At 74.5% G+C, this 20,141-nt stretch carries 21 protein-coding genes and 1 pseudogene; 12 read left to right on the top strand and 10 right to left on the bottom strand.

Annotation, left to right across the window (positions count from 1 at the left end; genetic code table 11):
• Positions 1–101 precede the first annotated feature (101 nt).
• Positions 102–1,478, top strand: a complete 1,377-nt coding sequence (locus tag AB0K17_RS18360) for an NAD(P)/FAD-dependent oxidoreductase (RefSeq protein ID WP_365965827.1) — start codon at positions 102–104, stop codon at positions 1,476–1,478.
• Between the two features lie 39 nt (positions 1,479–1,517).
• Here the strand turns inward: AB0K17_RS18360 and AB0K17_RS18355 are convergent, their stop codons facing one another.
• A complete protein-coding gene (locus tag AB0K17_RS18355) occupies positions 1,518–2,294 on the bottom strand; it encodes an alpha/beta fold hydrolase (protein WP_365965826.1) in 777 nt (258 codons plus the stop codon).
• 200 nt (positions 2,295–2,494) lie between these two features.
• Here AB0K17_RS18355 and AB0K17_RS18350 point away from each other — a divergent pair, with 200 nt between their 5' ends.
• Both AB0K17_RS18350 and AB0K17_RS18345 read left to right on the top strand, forming a co-directional pair.
• Positions 2,495–3,889: a GNAT family N-acetyltransferase gene (locus AB0K17_RS18350; protein WP_365965825.1), complete on the top strand. Its 1,395-nt coding sequence runs from the start codon at positions 2,495–2,497 to the stop codon at positions 3,887–3,889.
• Positions 3,890–3,936: 47 nt separating this feature from the next.
• Positions 3,937–5,622, top strand: a complete 1,686-nt coding sequence (locus tag AB0K17_RS18345; protein ID WP_365965824.1) for a DUF885 domain-containing protein — start codon at positions 3,937–3,939, stop codon at positions 5,620–5,622.
• 48 nt (positions 5,623–5,670) lie between these two features.
• Here the strand turns inward: AB0K17_RS18345 and AB0K17_RS18340 are convergent, their stop codons facing one another.
• Genes AB0K17_RS18340 through bioB form a run of 4 tightly spaced genes read right to left on the bottom strand, consistent with a single transcriptional unit; the run spans position 5,671 to position 9,827 of the window.
• On the bottom strand, positions 5,671–6,453 hold the full coding sequence (locus tag AB0K17_RS18340; RefSeq protein ID WP_365965823.1) for a polysaccharide pyruvyl transferase family protein: 783 nt from the start codon (positions 6,451–6,453) through the stop codon (positions 5,671–5,673).
• 43 nt (positions 6,454–6,496) lie between these two features.
• Complete coding sequence (gene bioD, locus AB0K17_RS18335; RefSeq protein ID WP_365965822.1) at positions 6,497–7,210, bottom strand: dethiobiotin synthase; 714 nt, start codon at positions 7,208–7,210, stop codon at positions 6,497–6,499.
• Between the two features lie 9 nt (positions 7,211–7,219).
• Positions 7,220–8,536, bottom strand: coding sequence for an adenosylmethionine--8-amino-7-oxononanoate transaminase (locus AB0K17_RS18330; protein WP_365965821.1), 1,317 nt, complete (start codon positions 8,534–8,536; stop codon positions 7,220–7,222).
• Complete coding sequence (gene bioB / locus AB0K17_RS18325) at positions 8,529–9,827, bottom strand: biotin synthase BioB (protein WP_365965820.1); 1,299 nt, start codon at positions 9,825–9,827, stop codon at positions 8,529–8,531. The genes AB0K17_RS18330 and bioB overlap by 8 nt, the downstream gene beginning before the upstream one ends.
• A gap of 147 nt (positions 9,828–9,974) precedes the next feature.
• Here bioB and AB0K17_RS18320 point away from each other — a divergent pair, with 147 nt between their 5' ends.
• The gene (locus tag AB0K17_RS18320; protein ID WP_365965819.1) at positions 9,975–11,126 is read left to right on the top strand and encodes an 8-amino-7-oxononanoate synthase; all 1,152 of its coding nucleotides are present in this window, start codon (positions 9,975–9,977) and stop codon (positions 11,124–11,126) included.
• A gap of 66 nt (positions 11,127–11,192) precedes the next feature.
• Here AB0K17_RS18320 and AB0K17_RS18315 read toward each other — a convergent pair.
• A pseudogene (locus tag AB0K17_RS18315) lies at positions 11,193–11,375 on the bottom strand (DUF397 domain-containing protein); the annotation flags it as partial.
• 9 nt (positions 11,376–11,384) lie between these two features.
• Positions 11,385–12,266: a helix-turn-helix transcriptional regulator gene (locus AB0K17_RS18310; protein ID WP_365965818.1), complete on the bottom strand. Its 882-nt coding sequence runs from the start codon at positions 12,264–12,266 to the stop codon at positions 11,385–11,387.
• 175 nt (positions 12,267–12,441) lie between these two features.
• Here AB0K17_RS18310 and AB0K17_RS18305 point away from each other — a divergent pair, with 175 nt between their 5' ends.
• On the top strand, positions 12,442–12,870 hold the full coding sequence (locus AB0K17_RS18305) for an ATP-binding protein (protein WP_365965817.1): 429 nt from the start codon (positions 12,442–12,444) through the stop codon (positions 12,868–12,870).
• Between the two features lie 22 nt (positions 12,871–12,892).
• Here AB0K17_RS18305 and AB0K17_RS18300 read toward each other — a convergent pair whose 3' ends face one another.
• The 3 genes from AB0K17_RS18300 to AB0K17_RS18290 form a co-directional block, all read right to left on the bottom strand.
• Entirely contained in the window at positions 12,893–13,378 is a 486-nt protein-coding gene (locus tag AB0K17_RS18300; protein ID WP_365965816.1) for a C40 family peptidase, read from the bottom strand.
• Between the two features lie 495 nt (positions 13,379–13,873).
• On the bottom strand, positions 13,874–14,230 hold the full coding sequence (locus AB0K17_RS18295; RefSeq protein ID WP_365965815.1) for a hypothetical protein: 357 nt from the start codon (positions 14,228–14,230) through the stop codon (positions 13,874–13,876).
• A gap of 5 nt (positions 14,231–14,235) precedes the next feature.
• Positions 14,236–14,826: an ATP-dependent Clp protease proteolytic subunit gene (locus AB0K17_RS18290; protein WP_365965814.1), complete on the bottom strand. Its 591-nt coding sequence runs from the start codon at positions 14,824–14,826 to the stop codon at positions 14,236–14,238.
• A gap of 64 nt (positions 14,827–14,890) precedes the next feature.
• On the opposite strand from AB0K17_RS18290, the gene AB0K17_RS18285 reads away from it, so the two are divergent.
• From AB0K17_RS18285 to AB0K17_RS18255, 7 genes are all read left to right on the top strand, one after another.
• On the top strand, positions 14,891–15,193 hold the full coding sequence (locus AB0K17_RS18285; protein WP_365965813.1) for a type II toxin-antitoxin system Phd/YefM family antitoxin: 303 nt from the start codon (positions 14,891–14,893) through the stop codon (positions 15,191–15,193).
• A 129-nt stretch (positions 15,194–15,322) separates the two neighbouring features.
• Positions 15,323–15,625, top strand: a complete 303-nt coding sequence (locus AB0K17_RS18280; protein WP_365965812.1) for an urease subunit gamma — start codon at positions 15,323–15,325, stop codon at positions 15,623–15,625.
• Between the two features lie 17 nt (positions 15,626–15,642).
• On the top strand, positions 15,643–15,954 hold the full coding sequence (locus AB0K17_RS18275) for an urease subunit beta (RefSeq protein WP_365965811.1): 312 nt from the start codon (positions 15,643–15,645) through the stop codon (positions 15,952–15,954).
• Positions 15,947–17,668 carry an urease subunit alpha gene (locus AB0K17_RS18270; RefSeq protein WP_365983547.1) on the top strand — a complete coding sequence of 574 codons (1,722 nt, stop codon included), beginning with the start codon at positions 15,947–15,949 and terminating at the stop codon, positions 17,666–17,668. Before AB0K17_RS18275 ends, AB0K17_RS18270 begins: the two co-directional genes overlap by 8 nt.
• A complete protein-coding gene (locus AB0K17_RS18265) occupies positions 17,668–18,366 on the top strand; it encodes an urease accessory UreF family protein (RefSeq protein WP_365965809.1) in 699 nt (232 codons plus the stop codon). Before AB0K17_RS18270 ends, AB0K17_RS18265 begins: the two co-directional genes overlap by 1 nt.
• 25 nt (positions 18,367–18,391) lie before the next feature.
• On the top strand, positions 18,392–19,093 hold the full coding sequence (ureG, locus tag AB0K17_RS18260; protein ID WP_365965808.1) for an urease accessory protein UreG: 702 nt from the start codon (positions 18,392–18,394) through the stop codon (positions 19,091–19,093).
• Positions 19,090–19,977, top strand: a complete 888-nt coding sequence (locus AB0K17_RS18255; RefSeq protein ID WP_365983546.1) for an urease accessory protein UreD — start codon at positions 19,090–19,092, stop codon at positions 19,975–19,977. The genes ureG and AB0K17_RS18255 overlap by 4 nt, the downstream gene beginning before the upstream one ends.
• The last annotated feature ends 164 nt before the right edge of the window (positions 19,978–20,141 follow it).

The raw sequence follows: 20,141 nt of genomic DNA, 5'->3' as shown, positions 1-20,141 counted from the left end.
CCACGGCGCGCCCGCGGCCCGGGGCGCGTCGCAGCCCCGCACTCCGCGGCCGCGGTGGGATGGTGGGCGTGCGGGAACCGTCGCGAGGAAGGGTGGGCCCTGTGGCCGAGCAGGTGGACGTCGTGGTCATCGGTATGGGCCCGGGCGGCGAGCACGTGGCCGGCCGGCTCGCCGAATCGGGGCTCGCCGTGGTCGGCGTGGAGGCCGAGCTGGTCGGCGGCGAGTGCCCGTACTGGGCCTGCGTCCCCAGCAAGATGATGATCCGCGCCGGGAACCTGCTGGCCGAGGCCCGGCGCGTGCCCGGCCTGGCCGGCACGGCCGAGGTGCGCGCCGACTGGGCCCCGGTGGCCGCCCGCATCCGCGACGACGCCACCGACGACTGGAACGACCAGGTCGCCGCCGACCGCTTCACCGGCAAGGGCGGCCGGCTCGTACGCGGCCACGGCCGGCTGGCGGGCCCGGGCCGGGTGGCCGTCGAGGGCGCGCAGGGCGGCGTCTTCGAGGCCCGGCACGGCATCGTGCTGGCCACCGGCAGCCACCCGCAGGTGCCGCCGGTGCCCGGGCTGGAGACGGTGCCCTACTGGACCAACCGGGAGGCCGTCGCCGCGCAGGAGCCCCCGCGCTCGCTGCTCGTGCTCGGCGGCGGCGCCGTCGGCGTCGAACTCGCCCAGGTCTTCGCCCGCTTCGGCACGCAGGTCACCGTCGTCGAGGCGCTCGATCGCCTCCTGCCGGCCGAGGAGCCGGAGGCCGGCGCGCTCGTGGAGCAGGTGCTGCGCGCCGAGGGCCTGGCCGTGCGCACCGGCGCCCGTGCCACCGCGGCCCGGCACGACGGCGACAGCTTCACCCTCGCGCTCGACGGCGGCGAGGAGCTGACGGCACAGCAGCTGCTGGTGGCGACCGGCCGCCGGGCAGCCCTCGCCGACCTGGGGCTGGAGACGATCGGCATGGACCCGCGGGCCCGCAGCCTGCGCACCGACGGCCGGATGCGCGTCGCCCCGGGACTGTGGGCGGTCGGCGACGTCACCGGGCACGGCGCCTTCACCCACGTGGCGATGTACGAGGCGGAGATCGCCGTGCGCACCGTCCTCGGCGAGCCCGGCCCCGAGGCCGACTACCGGGCCCTGCCCCGGGTGACGTTCACCGATCCCGAGGTCGGAGCCGTGGGCCTGACCGAGAGCCAGGCACGGCAGAAGATGCCCCGCGTGCGCACCGGCACCGCGAGCCTGCCCTCCTCGGCCCGCGGCTGGATCCACAAGGCGGGCAACGAGGGCTTCGTCAAACTCGTCGAGGACGCCGACCGGGGCGTACTGGCCGGGGCGACCGTCGCGGGCCCGGTGGGCGGCGAGGTGATGTACGGGCTGGCCGTGGCCGTCCAGGGCCAGGTGCCGGTCGAGACGCTGCGGCACATGATCCACGCCTACCCGACGTTCCACCGCGCCGTCGAGGACGCCCTGCGCGCCCTGGGCAGCGCCCCGTAGGGGCGCCGTCGTGCCGCATGAAGATCCGCCGGGCACCGCCTAGCGCGGGGCGCCGGCCAGCTCCAGCAGGAGATCGGCGACCGCCCGCGGGTCGCGCAGCGACGGGAAGTGGTCGCAGTGCGGCCAGCGCACCAGGCGGCAGCCGGGGATGCGGGCCGCCATCGCCTCGTTGCAGCGCACCACCTCGTCCTGGTCCTGCTCGCCCAGGGCCAGCACGCACGGCACGTCCAGCTCGGGGAGCCGGTCGAAGGCCGGCGCGTCCTGGGTGACGTAGGGGTGGGTGGCGAACCACGCCGGGATCGCCGCCCGCAGCTGGGCCCCGGCCTCGTCGTCGGTACCGCTGCCGGCCGCGCCCCAGGTGCGCAGGCCCAGCTCCACCAGAGCGTCCACGTCGCCGGCCTGCGCCAGCTCCTCGATGCGGGCCGTGACCTCGGGCGAGGACAGCTGCGGGTAGCCGGTGACGCCCGGGCACAGCAGCCCCAGGCCGGCCACGCGGCCGGGGGCCGCGAGCGCCACGGACACCGCGGTGGCGCCGCCCAGGCTGGAGCCGGCCAGCACGGCCCGCTCCAGGCCGAAGTGGTCGAGGACCACCGCCAGGTCGCGCGCGTGGGAGTACGACACCGTCGGCGCGGGGGAGCGTCCGAACCCGCGCGCGTCGTAGCGGATCACCCGGTGGTGCGGCGCCAGCAGCGGCACCACCCCGTCCCAGATCCGCGAGTCGCCCACCCCGGGGTGCAGCAGGACGACCGGCGTGCCCTCCCCACCCGTGTCCTGCGCCCACACCATGCCGCCCGGCACCGGGACCGTGATGTCCATGTCCATGAGTCTGTCCGCCGCGGCGGACGGCGTAAACGACGGAGTGCGTAAACGACGGAGTGCGTAGACGACGGACGGCGTATGCGAGGGGAGGCCGGCAGAATCCGCCCACCGGTCACAGAAGCGAACAGAAGCGTCCGTAACTCACCGGACACAGAGCGTTCGCGATCACGCAACACCCGTCCGTCAGGGTGGGCGACATGAGCGACGAGACCCCCGAGACCGCTGCCCGGAGTCTTGACGACACGCGCCGCCGGCACCACCACTGGCGCCGCGACCTGGCCGAACTGGCCGCCGTGTTCACCGCGGTCGCCACCGCCGACTGCGTGGCCAACACCGTCGCCCACGGGCCCGACGGCCCCGCCCTGCTGGTCGCCTCCGCCGGTGCCCTGCTGGCCACCGCCGCGTTCCACACCTGGTTCTCCCGGCGCCGCGCCCGCACCGCGGACCACCCGCCCCCCGCCCCGGCCGCCGCACCCGGCCCCGGCGCCACCGCGCTGTGGCGGATGCGCACCACCGTGCGCGACACCCCCGGCAGCCTGGCCGCCCTCGGCCGGGCCCTGGCCGACCGCGGCGTCGACATCCTCTCCCTGCAGACCCACCCTCTCGGCGACGCCACCGTCGACGAGCTGCTCCTGCGCGCCCCCGCCGCGCTCGCGCCCGCCGACCTGACCCGGGCGGCCGCCACCGGCGGCGGCCGCTCGACCTGGCTGGAGCGCGCCGACGCCCACGACCTCGTCGACGCCCCCACCCGCGTCCTGCGCCTGGCCACCCGTACCGCCGTCGACCCCGCCGAACTCCCCCTCGCCCTGCGCCAGCTGCTCGGCCGCTGCACCATCCGCTCCACACCCGCCCGCTCCCCGCGCAGCGGCGCCGTCACCGAACCCGTACCGCACGACGGCGTGTGGGAGGAGACGGTGCTGCGGCTGCGCGACCCCGCCGGCGGCACCATCACCATCGAGCGACCTCATCTGCCCTTCACCCCCGCCGAGTTCGCCCGGGCCCGGGCCCTGGTCGAACTCGACGCCCGGCTGGGCCCGCGCGTCCCGCACCGCGGCGACGTGCACATCCTGCCCGAGGGCAACGAGATCACCGTGCGCCGCGCCGGGCCCGGCGACCTGGCCGCCGCCCGGGAGATGCACGAGCGCTGCTCATCGGCCACCCTGGCCCGCCGCTACCACGGCCCCGTCCGCGACGCCGACCGCTATCTCGGCCACCTGCTCGGCCCCCGTTTCGGCCGCACCCTGGCCGCCTGCACCCGCTCCGGCCGCCTCGTCGCTCTCGGCCACCTGCTGTGGGACGGCGAGGAGACCGAGGTCGCGCTCCTGGTCGAGGACGCCTGGCAGCGCCGTGGCATCGGCGGCGAACTGCTGCGCCGGCTCGTGGAGATGGCCGCCGACACCGGCTGCGACAGCGTCTACGCCGTCACCACCGCCGGCAACACCGGCATCGTGGCGACCATGCGTTCCCTCGGCCTGCCACTGGACTACCAGGTCGAGGGGGGCACCCTCGTCATCACCGCCCGCCTCGCCGCCGCGCCCGCGACCCCCGGCGCACGGCACGACGACCGTGCGCCGAGCACCCGGCAGCCATGAGCGAAATGCCGGTGACGCGGGCCCCGGTGGCGTACGAGGATGAGCCCATGCCGAACACCAGCAGCGCGCTCCTGCCCCGCCAGGTCGCCGACGCCTACGTCACCGCCCTGACCGAACTCGACCCCATCACCGGCACCTACCTCGGCATCCCCGAGTCCGCCCCGCACCTGCCGGACTTCTCGCCCGCAGGCTGCGACGCCCTCGCAGCCCTGGCCCGCACCACCCTGGAGCAGCTGGCCGAGGCCGAAGGACGCCCCGGGGCCGACGACGAACGGGAGCGGCGCTGCGCCCGGCTGCTGCGCGAACGGCTGACCGCCCAACTCGCCCTGCACGACACCGGCGAGCACCTGCGCACGGTCAGCAACATCCACTCGCCGCTGCACTCCGTGCGCGACATCTTCTCCCTCATGCCCACCGCCACCGACGAGGACTGGTCCGCGATCGCCGCCCGGCTGCGCGCCGTCCCGGCGGCCCTGGAGGGCTACCGCGCCACGCTCGCCGAGGGCCTGGACCGCGGCCTGTTCGCCGGGCCCCGGCAGGTCTCCACCGTGCTGGGACAGCTCGCGGAGTGGATCGGCACGGGCGCCGGCTGGTTCGGCGACTTCACCGCCGACGGCCCCGCCGCGCTGCGCACCGAGCTCGACGAGGCGGCCCGCATCGCCACGGGCGGCCTGGCCGCGCTGCGCGACTGGCTGGAGGGGACGTACGCACCCGCCGTCGCCGGCGCGCCGGAGGTGGTGGGGCGCGAGCGGTACGCCCGCTTCTCCCGCTACTGGAACGGCACCGACCTCGACCTCGACGAGGCGTACGCCTACGGCTGGTCGGAGTACCACCGCATCCTCGGCGAGATGCGGCTGGAGGCGGAGAAGATCCTGCCCGGTGCGAAGACCCCGTGGGAGGCGCTGGCCCACCTCGACGAGCACGGCACCCACATCGAGGGCGTCGACGAGGTGCGCGTGTGGCTGCAGGCGCTGATGGACGAGGCGATCGAGGCGCTGGACGGCACCCACTTCGAACTGGCCGAGCGCGTCAAGCGCGTGGAGTCGCGCATCGCCCCGCCCGGCGGCGCTGCGGCCCCGTACTACACCGAGCCCTCCGAGGACTTCTCCCGCCCGGGCCGCACCTGGCTGCCCACCCTGGGCCAGACCCGCTTCCCCGTCTACGACCTGGTCTCCACCTGGTACCACGAGGGCGTGCCCGGCCACCACCTGCAGCTCGCGCAGTGGATGCACGTGGCCGACAACCTCTCGCGCTACCAGGCCACCGTCGGCCTGGTCAGCGCCAACGTCGAGGGATGGGCGCTGTACGCCGAGCGCCTGATGGACGAACTGGGCTTCCTCACCGACCCCGAGCGCCGCCTGGGCTACCTGGACGCGCAGATGATGCGGGCCACCCGCGTGATCATCGACATCGGCATGCACCTGGAGCTGGAGATCCCCGCCCACTCCCCGTTCCACCCCGGCGAGCGCTGGACGCCCGAGCTGGCACAGGAGTTCTTCGGCCTGCACAGCGGGCGCCCGGCGGACTTCGTCGAGAGCGAGCTGGTGCGCTACCTCGGCTGGCCGGGCCAGGCCATCGGCTACAAGCTCGGCGAGCGGGCGTGGCTCGCGGGCCGCGAGGCGGCCCGCAAGGCCCACGGCGAGGCGTTCGACGCGAAGGCCTGGCACATGGCCGCGCTGTCCATGGGCTCCCTCGGCCTGGACGACCTGGAAGCGGAGCTGTCGGTGCTGTAGTGCCGTGCGCGGGGGCGGGAGTCGCATCCTCTGCCGCCCCCGCGCAGGTCAGACGTGGTCCCGGGGGAACGCCCGGACGAGCGAGCGCTGGATGCGGGCCGTGTCGCGCGGCCGGTACGCCGCGGCCACCTGCTCCAGCTGCGCCTGCTCCAGCAGGTCCGCGCGGAAGGGCCGGGGAGCCGGCGGCGGCATGTCGTACACCGAGTAGTAGTCGCGGAACTTCCACTCGCCGCCGTGCGGCGGCGTCGTGAAGGTCACCCACTGGTTGGGCACCCCGAAACTGTCCGCGATCACCAGGCCGTGCAGCGCGGAGGACAGGACGACCTCGCAGGAGGCGATCTGCTTCATCACCTCGACCGGATGCCGCCGCACGTCGATCACCTTGAGCCACGGGAAGCGTTCCTTGGCCTTGAGCACTTCCGCGTCCGCGCGGTTCCACAGGTGCGGGACGAGCCCGACCGGGGCGTCCTTGCGCGGGGCGTCCACCAGGTGACAGGCCAGCAGCCCCGGGTCGCCCAGCGTGACGCCGTCCAGGGCGCTGTGCCGCTGGGTCAGCTTCCCCCGGATGGCCCAGTGCCGCACGCAGGCGTGCCCGACCGCCGGTTCCTCGTCGAAGGGGTAACCGGTGCCCCACACGTGGATGTCGCGGGGCCGGGCGGCGATCGACCGGGCCAGCCGGTGCAGGCACGACCCGATGCCGATCAGCGTGGCCCGCTCCATCTCCACCCGCCGCACCCGCACGCCGAAGAGGCGCTCGACGATCAGCGGGTTGAGCCTGTCCCCGAGGTTCGGCTGGTCGTTCCACCAGTACATCTCGATGGTCTTGCCCATGGCGCCAACCCCTTAGGACAGCTCGCTGCGGGCCGGACCACCACTATGCGGCCGAGCGGTGCGCCTCGCACGTCCAGCTGCCGTGCAGCCGAGGAGCCAGCCAGGTGGGCGCCAGGCGCCGGAAGGCCGCGCCGTCCAGCTCGCCGGCGCGCTCCGGCACCGAGCCGAGCAGGGGTGCGCCCGCGACCTCGGGCAGGTCCGCCAGGTTGCACCGCATGGCGAGGTCCGGCTCGGCCGGCCAGCTCCCGATGACCAGGCCCGCGCACGCCAGGCCGCGCGAGCGCAGCGCCTCCGTGGACAGCTGGGAGGTGTTGAGCGTGCCCAGCCCGGCCTGGACGACGAGGAGCACCGGGGCCCCGAGCAGCCCGGCCGCGTCGGCCAGGGTCGCGCCCTCGTCGTCCAGGCGGACGAGCAGCCCGCCCGCGCCCTCGACCAGCACGAGGTCGTGCTCCTCGGCGAGCCGGGAGGCCACCTCGGCGATCTTCGCGGGGCGCACCGGCTCCCGCCCGGCCCGGCGGGCGGCCGTGTTGGGGGCCAGCGGGTCGGGGAAGCGGGCGATCTCCACGCCCATGACCTCCTCGCCCGCCAGGCGCCGCACCTCGGCGACGTCCCCCGGTTCGTCGGGGCCCACCCCGGTCTGGGCCGGCTTGAGGACGGCCACCGACTTCCCGGCGGCCAGCGCGGCCGCCGCGACGGCGGCCGTCACGACCGTCTTGCCGATCTCCGTGCCCGTGCCCGACACGACCAGCACCGACATCTTCCGCTCCTATCCCTCCCGCGCGGCAGCACACACCGCCGCGCAGATCCTCGCCAGGTCCTCGTCGCCGGTGACGTACGGCGGCATCGTGTAGATCAGGTTCCGGAAGGGGCGCAGCCATACGCCCTCCCGCACCGCTGCGGCCGTGGCGGCCGCCATGTCCACCTCGTGGTCGAGCTCGACCACGCCGATCGCGCCCAGGACCCGTACGTCCCGCACGCCCGGCAGGTCCGCGGCGCCGGCCAGGCCGTCGCGCAGCCCGGTGCCGATGTCCTTGACCCGGGTGCGCCAGTCCTGACCGAGCAGCAGGTCGATCGAGGCGTTCGCGATCGCGCAGGCCAGCGGGTTGCCCATGAACGTGGGGCCGTGGGCGAGCACCGGCACCTCGCCGGAGCTGATCCCGTCGGCCACGCGCGGGGTGCACAGCGTCGCCGCCAGCGTCACGTATCCACCGGTCAGCGCCTTGCCCAGGCACATCACATCCGGGGTCACGCCCGCGTGGTCGGCGGCGAAGAGCTCGCCGGTGCGGCCGAAGCCCGTCGCGATCTCGTCGAACACCAGCAGCACGTCGTGCTCGTCGCACGCCTCGCGCAACACGCGCAGCAGCGACGGGTCGTGGAAGCGCATGCCGCCCGCGCCCTGCACGACCGGCTCGACGATCACCGCCGCCAACTCGTGCGCGTGCCGTGCGAGCGTCTCCCGCAGATGCGCCGCGTACGCCGGCAGGGCGGCGGTGTCGCGGTCGTGCGGGGGCACGCCGGCGAACACCTGCCGGGACAGCACCCCGGACCACAGGTGGTGCATCCCGCCGTCGGGGTCGCACACGGCCATCGGCTGCCAGGTGTCGCCGTGGTAGCCGCCGCGCCAGGTCATCAGGCGCCGCTTCTCGGGCCGGCCGATCGAATGCCAGTACTGCAGGCACATCTTGACGGCCACCTCGACCGCCACCGAACCGGAGTCGGCGAGGAAGACGTGGTCGAGGCCCTCGGGGGTGATCTCCACCAGCCGGGCCGCCAGCCGCACGGCGGGCTCGTGCGTGAGCCCGCCGAACATCACATGGCTCATCCGCCCCAGCTGGTCCCGGGCGGCCTCGTTGAGCACCGGGTGGTTGTAGCCGTGGACGGCCGACCACCACGAGGACATGCCGTCGACGAGCTCGCGGCCGGCGTGCTCCGCCCCGGCCAGCCGCAACCGCACCCCGGATGCCGATGCGACGACCAGCGGCTGCTGCCGGCCCGGCATGGGACCGTAGGGGTGCCACACGTGCTGCCGGTCCAGCTCGAGCAGCCGGGCCGCATCGAGCGGCCCGACGAGCGGCTCAGGCATTGGGCGGCAGGTCCGTGCCCGCGCCCCGGCGCCGCACGGCCACCAGGTCGTTGCGGACCTCGCCGGGCACGGCCTGCCCCGCCGCGCCGGACACACCGGCCGGGACGGCGTCGGTCTGCGCGACGGAGCCGGCGGTCGCCGGCGCCCCGGCCGCAGCCGGACCGCAGGCTCCCGCGGAGCCGCAGCCGCTCGCGTCGGCGTCCTCCGGCGCGGCCGGCGCACCGCCGTCGCCGCACGGTCCGCAACCGCCGCCGCCGTGGCTGCCGCAGCCGCCCGTGAGGGCGTCCGCGCGGTGCGCGGGCAGCGTCGTGGTGTCCGCGCCCTCGACCTCGAAGCCCGCGTCCTCGATCATCGCGAGGTCGGCCCGGCCCTCCTGGCCCTCACTGGTCAGGTAGTCGCCGAGGAAGATGGAGTTGGCCAGGTGCAGCGCCAGCGGCTGCAGCGAGCGCAGATGCACCTCGCGGCCGCCCGCCAGACGGACCTCCACGTCGGGGCAGACGAAGCGCACCATGGCCAGGATGCGCAGCGCGCGCTGGGGGGTGAGGTTCCATTCCTTGGCCAGCGGCGTGCCCTCGAAGGGGATGAGGAAGTTGACCGGCACCGAGTCCGGGTCGAGCTCGCGCAGCGAGAAGACCACGTCCACCAGGTCCGCGTCGCTCTCGCCCATGCCCGCGATCAGGCCCGAGCAGGCCGACATGCCCGCCGACTGGGCCTTGTGCACGGTGTCCACGCGGTCGGCGTAGGTGTGGGTGGTGGTGATCTCGCCGTACGTGGCCTCGGAGGTGTTGAGGTTGTGGTTGTAGGCATCGGCACCCGCCGCGCGCAGCCGCTCGGCCTGGCCGTCGGAGAGCAGGCCGAGACAGGCGCACACCTCGACGCCCTCGTTCTCCTCCTTGATCGCCTCGATCGTCCTCGAGACCCGGTCGACGTCCCGGTCGGTCGGACCGCGGCCGCTGGCGACCAGGCAGACCCGCTTGGCGCCACCGGCGATGCCCGCCGCCGCGGCCTTGGAGGCGTCCTCCGGCTTGAGCCAGGTGTACTTGAGGATCTCGGCCTTCGACCCCAGCCGCTGCGAGCAGTACGAGCAGTCCTCCGGGCACAGCCCGGACTTGAGGTTGACGAGATAGTTCAACTTCACTCGCCGCCCGAACCACTTGCGGCGTACCTTTCCGGCCGCCGCGACCACGTCGAGCACCTCGTCGTCGGAGGTCGCCAGCACGGCCAGCGCCTCCTCGCGGGTCGGCAGCTCGCGCCGCAGCCCCTTGTCCACCAGCGTGTTCAGCAGGTCCATGGCGCAGATCCTCGCCTACACCCGTGGCCCCGGCCAAGGGAGGGACCGCACAACGAGAGCCGAGGCAGGTGTGTGTATCGCCACATCCTGTCCGGGGCACCTGGCGGCTAGGTTTTATGCAAACCCACCAAACGCGAGGGACGGCGCATGCAGCGGGACCCGTTCGACTGGATCGACGCCCACCACGAGCGGCTCGCCGCCGCGGGGCTGGTGCGCACCCTGCGCCCGCGCCCGGCCGAGTCCTCCCTCGCCGACCTGGCGGGCAACGACTACCTGGGCCTGACGCGCCATCCCGAGGTCACCGCCGCCGCGGCACAGGCGGCCCGGCACTGGGGTGCCGGCGCCACCGGCTCCCGCCTGGTCACCGGCAGCACCGAGCTGCACGCCCGACTGGAGGAGGAACTCGCCGCCTTCTGCGGCTTCGAGGCGGCCCTCGTGCTCTCCTCCGGCTACGCCGCCAACCTCGCCGCAGTCACCGCCCTCGCCGGCCCCGCCGCGGACGAGACCCTGCTGGTGTGCGACGAGGCCAACCACGCCTCCCTCATCGACGGCGTGCGCCTGGCCCGCGCCCGCAAGGCCGTCGTCCCGCACGCCGACCCCGAGGCCGTGCGCAAGGCGCTCGCGGCCCACGGCGGGCGGGCGATCGCCGTGAGCGACTCCGTCTTCTCCGTCGACGGCGACGCCGCCCCGCTGCCCGCTCTCGCCGCCGCCTGCCGGGAGTACGGCGCGGCCCTGCTGGTCGACGACGCGCACGGTCTGGGCGTGCTCGGCGACGGCGGCCGCGGGGCCGTGGCGGCCGCCGGCCTGGCGGGCGCGCCGGGGGTCGTTGCGACCGTGACGCTGTCGAAGTCGCTCGGCAGCCAGGGCGGGGCGGTGCTCGGCCCGGCGCGTGTCATCGCCCACCTGGTCAGCACCGCCCGTACCTTCATCTTCGACACCGGTCTGGCCCCGGCCGCGGCCGGGGCGGCCCTGGCGAGCCTGGACGTGCTGCGCCGGGAGCCCGAGCGCGCCCACCGGGTACGGCAGGTGGCCAGGGAACTGCACCGGCGCCTCACGGCAGCGGGGCTGGAGGCCGTACGGCCCGACGCCGCCGTCGTCTCGGTGCGGGCGCCCTCGCCGGAGGCCGCTGTCCGATGGGCGGCCGACTGCCGGTCCGCGGGGCTCGCGGTCGGCTGCTTCCGGCCGCCGTCGGTGCCCGACGGCGTCTCACGGCTGCGGCTGACCGCCCGCGCGGACCTGTCCGACCGCCAGGTGGCGGCGGCGGCCGCCACGATCGCCCGGACGGCGCCGCGCGCCTGACCGGGCGCCGCCCGTGGGGGCGGCGCGCCGGGCGGGCGGCCGCCAGGCCGGCGCCCGCAGCGAGGCGACGAAGGCCGACCAGGCGGCGCGGGAGAACAGCAGCACGGGCCCCGAGGCCCGTTTGGAGTCGCGGACCGCGAGCAGCCCGGGCCCCAGCAGCGCCGTCTCGACGCAGTTGTTCATGCCGGTGCTGTGGCTGCTGTGGACGTACCGGGGCTGCGCGTACCGAGGCCTGAGGGACATGGACATGGCGCCTCCTTACGTGCCGTCGGCGACTGCGGTGATGTAGGCGAGGGACTCCTCGTGCGGCAGGGCCTTTTCCCGCAGCGAGGCGAAGGCCGCGGCGTACGCCCGGAGGTCCTCTCGCCGCTCCAAGTGGAGGCTACTCGTCAAATGGTCGAGGACAACCACGTCCAGATCGGCGATGCGCGCAAACGAGAAGATGACGAAAGGCCCCGTGATGCCGATATGACTTCCCCGGCTGAACGGCAGCACGTGCAGCCGCACGTGCGGCAGACCGCCCTGGCGGACGAGGTGACGCAGCTGCCCGTCCATCACCGCGCGGCCGCCCACCTCGTGCCGCAGCGCCGCCTCGTCCAGGACCGCGCACAGCTGCAGCGGGCGCTCGCCGGCGAGGACCGACTGGCGGGCCATCCGTACCCTGACCAGCTCCTCGACCAGATCCTCCGGCGGGTCGCCGAGCGCCGCGCGGGTCACGGCCCGGGCGTACGCCGGCGTCTGCAGCAGGCCGGGCACCACCGTGGTCTCCAGCGTACGGGCGCAGGAGGCCTCCGACTCCAGGCGGATGAAGTCGAGGTACGCCGCGGGCAGCAGCTCCCGGTAGGCGTACCACCAGCCGCGCCGGCCCGGGGAGCGTTTCCTGCTCCCGTCCGGCGCCGGCGCCCCGCACAGCGCGCCGAGCATCTCCCTGAGCTCGGGGTCCGAGACGCTGTAGACGTCCAGCAGCCGGGCGACGTCCGAGGGCTTCGCGCCACTGCTGCCCGTCTCGATCCTGCTCACTTTCGACTGGTGCCAGCCCAGCGCGCAGGCGGCCTCCCGGCTGGTCATGCCGGTCAGCTCGCGCTGACGGCGCAGTTCCGCGCCGAGTTTGCGGCGGCGCACCGCAGGTTCGTACCGCATCAGCTCTCCTCAGAGGTGATGAGAGTCAATAAACCAATGCGGCGGCCAAATGCGGTCGCGGTTCGCAGAGTTCACCGCTTCGAGCGACAGATATATCCATAATCCGGTGGAACCCACCCATCAGGGCCGTTATCAGTGGCACGCTGCACGGACGCGTCGGGAAAGGTGCAGCGCCATGGCAGACCACCAGGAAGCAACCGTCACCCTGCCGAGCGTCCCGGCCTCGGTCGCCGTGGCCCGCCGCCGCATCGCGCACCTGCTCGCCGAGTGGGGTCTGCCCCAGGGCACCGAGGCCGCCGACGTCATCCGCCTGATCGTCTCCGAGCTGGCCACCAACGCCGTGCTGCACACCCGGGGGTACTCGCCCTCCTTCACCGTGGAGCTGCGCCTCGACCGCGACGAGTGCCTGCGCATCGGGGTCGGCGACAGCTACCCGCGCCACCCCCGGCGCCTGCCCGCGGCCGCCTCGCAGGACAACGGCCGGGGCCTGCTCATCGTGCGCTGCCTCGCCGCCGAACAGGGCGGCGGCTTCCACATCGCCCCGACGGCGGACGGGGGCAAGACGGTGTGGGTCCGGCTGCCGTGGCCCGGTCCGATGAGCTGACGGCAGCCGGACGCGCGGTGCGTCAGCCGTTGACGCGGCCGTAGGAGACGCTCCTGGTCCAGATGCGCTCCATGCGGACGACCGAACCGGTCTTGGGGGCGTGCCAGATGAGGTTGTCACCGGCGTAGATGCCCACGTGGTAGACCCCGCCCCGGCCGTGGAAGAAGACCAGGTCGCCCCGCTCGCGGGTGGCGGCGGGGATGTGGCGGGTGCGGTTGAACTGCTCCTGTGCGGTGCGCGGCAGCTGTTTGCCGACCCGCTTGAACGAGTACTGCGTCAGCCCCGAGCAGTCGAAGCGGTACGGGCCGGTGGCTCCCCACTGGTAGGGGGAGCCGGCCTTCGAGGCCGCGACCAACAGGGCTTGGACGGAGACGGTTGCCGCTTCGGCCTTTCCGGCCGCGCCCGGTGCCAGCACCGAGGCGCTCACGGCCGCGAGGGTCAGCGCCGAGACGGGAACCGCCGCGGCCCGGGCCCGGGACAGCTTCGAGGGACGCCTGTGCACGCCCATGCTCTCACCCTTCGTCAGCCGCCTGTGAAGGATGACCTGTCGGGTTCGGGCAGGCGAAGAATGCCCGGCCGCGCACGGCGGCTTCACCCCAAGGGGCGGTCCGGTGGTGCCCGGCTCCGGCCGTCCCGTCGTGCTCGGGTCCTCCATCCCTGCCGAGTGCACCCATGTCGACCCGCGCCCGGGCGGCGGCAGGGTTCGGCGTCCGCCCGGACCGCCCCGCCGTGGTGGCGGGGTCTTGTCGTCGCAGGGATCTTGGCGCAGCCGGGCCGGGGAAACCGAGGGGATCCCCTGTTATGTGAGCCTCGTCACCTTCGGGCAATTCAGGTGGACGCAGCGGGATTTGGTACTCACTGATCATCCCTGGTGAGGCCGCCACCTGCGCCGGAGCGATCTCCCCGGGCGGCGGCCCGGCGCGCTGCCCGAGGAGATCACCGCGCTCCGTCTACGATCGCCTCCGGCGTCTGGAGGAGATCGGGGGAAGAATGTTTCCGCTCCTCAGTTCGCCGCCTCCGGAGGCAACATCACCCGCCGGGCCCGTCGTTCACCGTCCAGGACCCGCATCGCCCGCGTCAAAGTCCTCCCGTACACCTCGCGTTCACCGCGTTCGTGCATCGCGGTGAGCGCATCGCGCAGCGCGGTGGCCGCGACCACGAGCCTCTGCGCGGCTCGTAGCCCGCTGTACGTGTCGTGTGCCCGGGCCGGGTTGATCCTGCCGAGCTGATCCAGTACTTCCAGATAGCGGTCGACCAACTCGCCCTCCGCGCGCGTCAGGGCGGGCAGCGGGGGCAGCGGAGGCGGCCACCGGTGCGCCGCGTCCCGGGAGTCGTCGCGGAACTCGTCGTCGTACGGCACGCCGCTCACCTCGTCGTCCCGGCCCAGGCCTGCTGCGAGCGGCGGTCGGTGACCACGGCGTCGGCCAGGCCGTAGGCGACGGCGGCCTCGGCGTCCAGCACGGTGTCGCGCTCGAGGTCCCGGCGGATCCGCTCGGTGTCCTGCCCGGTGTCCCCGGCCAGCGCCGTCACCATCTCGTCGCGCACGCGCAGCAGTTCCGCCGCCCACAGGGCCAGGTCCGCGGTCTGCCCGCGCACCGGCTCGGGCAGGGCGGGCTGGCGCAGCACGGCCCGCGCGTGCGGCAGCATCAGCCGCTTGCCGCGGGTGCCGGCCGCCAGCAGCACGGCGGCGGGGCCGCAGGCCTGGCCCAGGCAGACGGTCTCGATGTCGCACTCGACGTAGCGCATGGTGTCGCGGATGGCGCTCATGGCCCCGGGGGAGCCGCCGGGCGAGTTGAGGTAGAGCCCGATGTCCCGGCCGGGCGCCGCGTGCTCCAGGTGCATCAACTGGGCGATCACGTCCTGGGCCGCCGCGTCGTCGACCGGCGCGCCGAGGACGATCAGGCGTTCCGCGAACAGCTTCTCGTACGGGTTCAGGTCCCGGATGGCGGTGTCCATGACGGCGCTCCCTCTCGGTTTCTGTAAAAAATGTACAGGACGTACGTCCAGTTAGAATGGGAGCATGGCCTATGAAATTCCCGTGACGCAAGCCCGAGCCGAGCTGGCGGACCTGATCAACCGCGTGGTCTACGGCGGCGAGCGGGTCGTCGTCACCCGCCACGGCAAGCCGCTGGTGGCCCTCGTCTCCGCTGCCGACCTGCAGCGACTGGAGCAGCCGGAGGCCGCGGCGCAGGCGGAGGGCGAGCAGGTGATCAGCACGGTGGCGGCACTGCGCCCGGCGTCCTCCTCCACCGCGGGCGAACGCAGGCGCTTCGGCATCGCCGCCGAGCATCGCGACCCGGGCGGCGCGGATTCGGGCCGCTGAGCAGGCTCGTCATGCGCACGCAAAGAACGGGTCTGACCTGTTAACGCGTTGGAAAAGCTTGCGCCTTAATCTGCGTGCACCGGCCACGGGCCGCAGAAGCCCTGGTCAACCCTGTGCTGAGGTGGGCGCATGCAACTATCCCCGCACGAGATGGACAAGCTCCTCGTCCACGTCGCCGCCGATGTCGCCGAGCGGCGCAGGGCCCGGGGCCTGCGGCTGAACCACCCCGAAGCGATCGCCCTGATCACCGCCCACGTCCTCGAAGGTGCCCGGGACGGCCGCACGGTCACCGAGCTGATGGCCTCCGGGCGCGCCGTCCTCACCCGCGCCGACGTCATGGACGGCGTGCCGGAGATGATCCACGACGTGCAGGTCGAGGCCACCTTCCCCGACGGCACCAAGCTCGTGACCGTCCACGAGCCCATCGCGTGACGGGGAGGCGGAACCACGTGATACCCGGAGAGATCCTGCACGCCGCCGGCACCGTCCGGCTCAACGAGGGCCTGCACCGCACCACCGTCACCGTGCTCAACGCCGCCGACCGGCCCGTCCAGGTCGGCTCCCACTACCACTTCGCCGAGGCCAACCCGGGTCTGCGCTTCGACCGCGCGGCCGCCCGCGGCCGGCGCCTGGACATCCCCGCGGGCACCGCCGTGCGCTTCGAACCCGGCATCCCCGTCGAGGTGCGGCTCGTCCCCATCGCCGGCAAGCGCATCGTCGAAGGACTGCGCGGCGAGTGCGGGGGACCGCTGGATGCCTGAGCTCACCCGGGCCGCGTACGCCGGCCTGTACGGCCCCACCACCGGCGACCGCATCCGGCTCGCCGACACCGACCTGCTCGTGGAGATCGAGGAGGACCGCTGCGGCGGCCCCGGCCGCGCCGGCGACGAGGCGGTCTTCGGCGGCGGCAAGGTCATCCGCGAGTCCATGGGCCAGTCCCGCACCACCCGCGCCGACGGCGCCCCCGACACCGTCGTCACCGGCGCGGTCGTCCTCGACCACTGGGGCGTGGTCAAGGCGGACGTCGGCATCCGCGACGGCCGCATCACCGGCATCGGCAAGGCCGGCAACCCCGACACCATGGACGGCGTCCACCCCGACCTCGTCATCGGCCCGGAGACCGAGGTCATCGCCGGCAACGGCAGCATCCTGACGGCCGGCGCCGTCGACGCCCACGTCCACTTCATCTGTCCCCAGCTCGCCGACGAGGCCCTCGCCGCGGGCATCACCACCCTCGTCGGCGGCGGCACCGGCCCCGCCGAGGGCAGCAAGGCCACCACCGTCACCCCCGGCGCCTGGCACCTCGCCCGGATGTTCGAGGCCCTGGAGGCCCACCCCGTCAACATCGGCCTGCTCGGCAAGGGCAACACCGTCTCGTACGACGCGATGCGCGCCCAACTGCGCGCCGGCGCCGTCGGCTTCAAGATCCACGAGGACTGGGGCGCCACCCCGGCCGTCATCGACGCCTGCCTGCGGATCTGCGAGGAGAGCGGCGCCCAGCTCGCCATCCACACCGACACCCTCAACGAGGCCGGCTTCGTCGGCGACACCCTCGCCGCCATCGCCGGCCGCTCGATCCACGCCTACCACACCGAGGGCGCGGGCGGCGGGCACGCCCCCGACATCATCACCGTCGTCTCGCAGGCCAACGTCCTGCCCAGCTCCACCAACCCCACCCGGCCGCACACCGTCAACACCGTCGACGAACACCTCGACATGCTGATGGTCTGCCACCACCTCAACCCGGCCGTGCCCGAGGACCTCGCCTTCGCCGAATCCCGCATCAGACCCGGCACCATCGCGGCCGAGGACATCCTCCACGACCTGGGGGCCATCTCCATCATCTCCTCCGACTCCCAGGCCATGGGCCGCATCGGCGAGGTCGTGCTGCGCACCTGGCAGACGGCACACGTGATGAAGAAGCGGCGCGGGGCGCTCCCCGGGGACGGACCGGCCGACAACCGGCGCGCCCGGCGCTACGTCGCCAAATACACCATCAACCCCGCCGTCGCCCAGGGCCTGGACCACGAACTCGGCTCGATCGAGAGCGGCAAGCTCGCCGACCTCGTGCTGTGGGACCCGGCGTTCTTCGGCGTCCGGCCCCGCCTCGTCCTCAAGGGCGGCCAGATCGCGTACGCGCAGATGGGCGACGCCAACGCCTCCATCCCCACGCCGCAGCCCGTCCTCTCCCGCCCGATGTACGGCGCCCTCGGCCGCGCCCCGGCAGCCAACTCCCTGAACTTCGTCACCCAGTGGGCCCTCGACGACGGCCTCCCCGAACGCCTCGACCTCGGCAAGCGCTTCGTGCCCATCCGCAGCACACGCGGCGTGACCAAGGCCGACATGCGCAACAACGACGCACTGCCGCGGGTGGAGGTGGACCCGGACACGTTCACGGTGACGATCGACGGCGCCCCCGTCGAGCCGGCTCCGGCGACGGAACTGCCCATGGCCCAGCGTTACTTCCTGTTCTGATGACCACCGTGGATGCCCCGAGGGCGGTCCGCGCAGCCCTCCTCGTGCTCGCCGACGGCCGCTTCCCCGCCGGCGGCCACGCCCACTCCGGCGGCGCCGAGGCCGCCGTCAAGGCCGGCCGCATCGTCGACGCCCCCACGCTGGAGGACTTCTGCCGCGGCCGCCTGCACACCACCGGCCTGACCGCTGCCGCCCTGGCCGCCGCCGCGGCGGCCGGCGCCGACCCCCTCGCCCTGGACGAGGCCGCCGACGCCCGCACGCCCTCGCCCGCCCTGCGCGCCGCCGCCCGCCGGCTCGGCCGGCAGCTGCTGCGCGCGGCCCGCGCGGCCTGGCCCTCGCCCGAGCTGGAGGCCCTGGCCGCGGCCCGCCCGCGCGGCGCCCACCAGCCCGTCGTGCTCGGCCTCGCCGCCCGCGCCGCCGGGCTGGGCCCGCCGGACGCCGCCCACGCCGCCGCGTACGAGTGCGTGAGCGGCCCGGCCACCGCGGTCGTACGGCTCCTCGGTCTGGACCCGTTCGCCGCCACCGCCGTCCTGGCCCGCCTCGCGCCGGAGCTCGACGAGGTCGCGGCCGCGGCCACCAAGGCCGCCGCGCGCGTCGCGGCCGAGGGCACCGAGGCGCTGCCCGCCGCGTCGGCACCACTGCTGGAGATCACCGCCGAGGAGCACGCCGCCTGGCCCGTGCGCCTCTTCACGACCTGACCCGACCCCCCGGAGAGACGAGACCATGCACCTCGACCACCCCGAAGTCTTCCCCCACCGCCACACCTGCAGCGCCACCCCCGCCCTGCGGCCCGACGGCACCCGGCGTGCCCTGCGCATCGGGCTGGGCGGTCCCGTCGGCTCCGGCAAGACCGCGACGGTCGCCGCGCTGTGCCGGGCCCTGCGCGAGGAGCTGTCCCTCGCCGTGGTCACCAACGACATCTACACGCGGGAGGACGCCGAGTTCCTGCTGCGCAACGCCGTCCTGCCGCCGGAGCGGATCACGGCGGTGGAGACCGGCGCCTGCCCGCACACCGCGATCCGCGACGACATCTCCGCCAACCTCGAAGCGGTCGAGGAGCTGGAGGAGGCCGTCGGCCCGCTCGACCTCGTCCTGGTCGAGTCCGGCGGCGACAACCTCACCGCGACGTTCTCCAAGGGCCTGGTCGACGCCCAGATGTTCGTCATCGACGTCGCCGGGGGCGACGACATCCCCCGCAAGGGCGGCCCCGGGGTGACCACCGCCGACCTGCTGGTGGTCAACAAGACCGACCTCGCCCCGTACGTCGGCGCCGACCTGGAGCGCATGGCGCGCGACGCGGTGGCCCAGCGCGGCGGCCTGCCGGTCGTGTTCACCTCGCTGGCGGCGGAGGACGGCGTGGCGCCGGTACGGCAGTGGGTGCGCGAGCGCCTGGCGGCCTGGACGGCCGCGCCGGCGGCGGTATGACGCCCCCCGCGTCGGCCGCGCCCGCCCCCACGGCCGAGCACCCCGCCGCCGTTGCGCCCGAGCCCGCGGCCGGGCCCGGGACCGCCGTCGGGCCCGGCGGAGCCCCGCATACAAACCCGTCCGCCCTGCGCGCGAGCGCCCGCATCGCCGCCGTGCCCGACGGCCGGGGCGGGGTGGCCCTGCCCGTCCTGCGGGGCGAGGGCCCCCTCGCCCTGCGCCGGCTCCGGCCGGACGACGGGGCCCGCGCGCGGGTCTGCCTGGTCGGCGCCATGAGCGCACCCCTGGGCGGGGACGCGCTCGCCCTGAGCGCCGACGTCGCCGACGGCGCCGGGCTGACCTTCACCACCGCGGCCGCGACGGTCGCCCTGCCGGGTCGCTCGGGCGCTGCTGCCACGTACGACACCCGGCTGGGCGTGGGGGAGGGAGCGGTGCTGCACTGGCTGCCCGAGCCGCTGATCTGCGCCCGCGGCAGCGACCTGCGGCAGACCACCCGCGTCGAACTCGCCGCCGGCGCCCGCCTGGTGCTGCGCGAGGAGCAGGTGCTCGGGCGGGCCGGCGAGCCCACGGGCCGGCTGGCCACCCGGCTGACCGTGCACCGCGCCGGGCGCCCGCTGTACGACCAGGAACTGCGCTACGGGCCGGGGGTCCCCGGCTGGGACGGGCCGGCGGTGCTCGACGGCAACCGGGCGGCCGGCCAACTCCTCGTCGTCGATCCGGCCTTCGCCGACCACCCGGTGCAGCCGCGGGTGCTGGGCCCGGGGGCCGTGCTCGTCCCGCTCGCGGGGCCGGCCGCCCTGGTCAGCGCGGTGGCGCCGGACGCCCTGGGCGTGCGCAGGGCACTCGATTCGGCGGCAACCACTATCAATGCCGTAATCCGGCCGTAAAAGGGGGCAGTAGGGGGATAGCAGGCCGGCGACCGCGGGTAACAGCCGCCCGTACAGCGGCTCATGTGTTCTCTCCTTTACGGATTAGTAAAGAACGCCCTTCCGGTCTGTCCTTTGTGGCAGGGGAGGCGAAAGGATTCCCCCCTGCACATCGTGTGATCATC

Source organism: Streptomyces sp. NPDC049585, assembly GCF_040675615.1.
Lineage (GTDB): Bacteria > Actinomycetota > Actinomycetes > Streptomycetales > Streptomycetaceae > Streptomyces > Streptomyces luteosporeus.
This window is presented reverse-complemented; position numbering and strand designations above follow the sequence as displayed.

Coding starts and splice junctions, on each gene's coding strand:
- bioB (WP_365965820.1), bottom strand. CDS start 9,827: ATGGACCTGCTGAACACGCTGGTGGACAAGGGGCTGCGGCGCGAGCTG.
- AB0K17_RS18270 (WP_365983547.1), top strand. CDS start 15,947: ATGCCTGAGCTCACCCGGGCCGCGTACGCCGGCCTGTACGGCCCCACC.
- AB0K17_RS18305 (WP_365965817.1), top strand. CDS start 12,442: ATGGCAGACCACCAGGAAGCAACCGTCACCCTGCCGAGCGTCCCGGCC.
- AB0K17_RS18255 (WP_365983546.1), top strand. CDS start 19,090: ATGACGCCCCCCGCGTCGGCCGCGCCCGCCCCCACGGCCGAGCACCCC.
- AB0K17_RS18345 (WP_365965824.1), top strand. CDS start 3,937: ATGCCGAACACCAGCAGCGCGCTCCTGCCCCGCCAGGTCGCCGACGCC.
- AB0K17_RS18330 (WP_365965821.1), bottom strand. CDS start 8,536: ATGCCTGAGCCGCTCGTCGGGCCGCTCGATGCGGCCCGGCTGCTCGAG.
- ureG (WP_365965808.1), top strand. CDS start 18,392: ATGCACCTCGACCACCCCGAAGTCTTCCCCCACCGCCACACCTGCAGC.
- AB0K17_RS18320 (WP_365965819.1), top strand. CDS start 9,975: ATGCAGCGGGACCCGTTCGACTGGATCGACGCCCACCACGAGCGGCTC.
- AB0K17_RS18355 (WP_365965826.1), bottom strand. CDS start 2,294: ATGGACATCACGGTCCCGGTGCCGGGCGGCATGGTGTGGGCGCAGGAC.
- AB0K17_RS18280 (WP_365965812.1), top strand. CDS start 15,323: ATGCAACTATCCCCGCACGAGATGGACAAGCTCCTCGTCCACGTCGCC.
- AB0K17_RS18285 (WP_365965813.1), top strand. CDS start 14,891: ATGGCCTATGAAATTCCCGTGACGCAAGCCCGAGCCGAGCTGGCGGAC.
- AB0K17_RS18300 (WP_365965816.1), bottom strand. CDS start 13,378: ATGGGCGTGCACAGGCGTCCCTCGAAGCTGTCCCGGGCCCGGGCCGCG.
- AB0K17_RS18310 (WP_365965818.1), bottom strand. CDS start 12,266: ATGCGGTACGAACCTGCGGTGCGCCGCCGCAAACTCGGCGCGGAACTG.
- AB0K17_RS18340 (WP_365965823.1), bottom strand. CDS start 6,453: ATGGGCAAGACCATCGAGATGTACTGGTGGAACGACCAGCCGAACCTC.
- bioD (WP_365965822.1), bottom strand. CDS start 7,210: ATGTCGGTGCTGGTCGTGTCGGGCACGGGCACGGAGATCGGCAAGACG.
- AB0K17_RS18265 (WP_365965809.1), top strand. CDS start 17,668: ATGACCACCGTGGATGCCCCGAGGGCGGTCCGCGCAGCCCTCCTCGTG.
- AB0K17_RS18350 (WP_365965825.1), top strand. CDS start 2,495: ATGAGCGACGAGACCCCCGAGACCGCTGCCCGGAGTCTTGACGACACG.
- AB0K17_RS18290 (WP_365965814.1), bottom strand. CDS start 14,826: ATGGACACCGCCATCCGGGACCTGAACCCGTACGAGAAGCTGTTCGCG.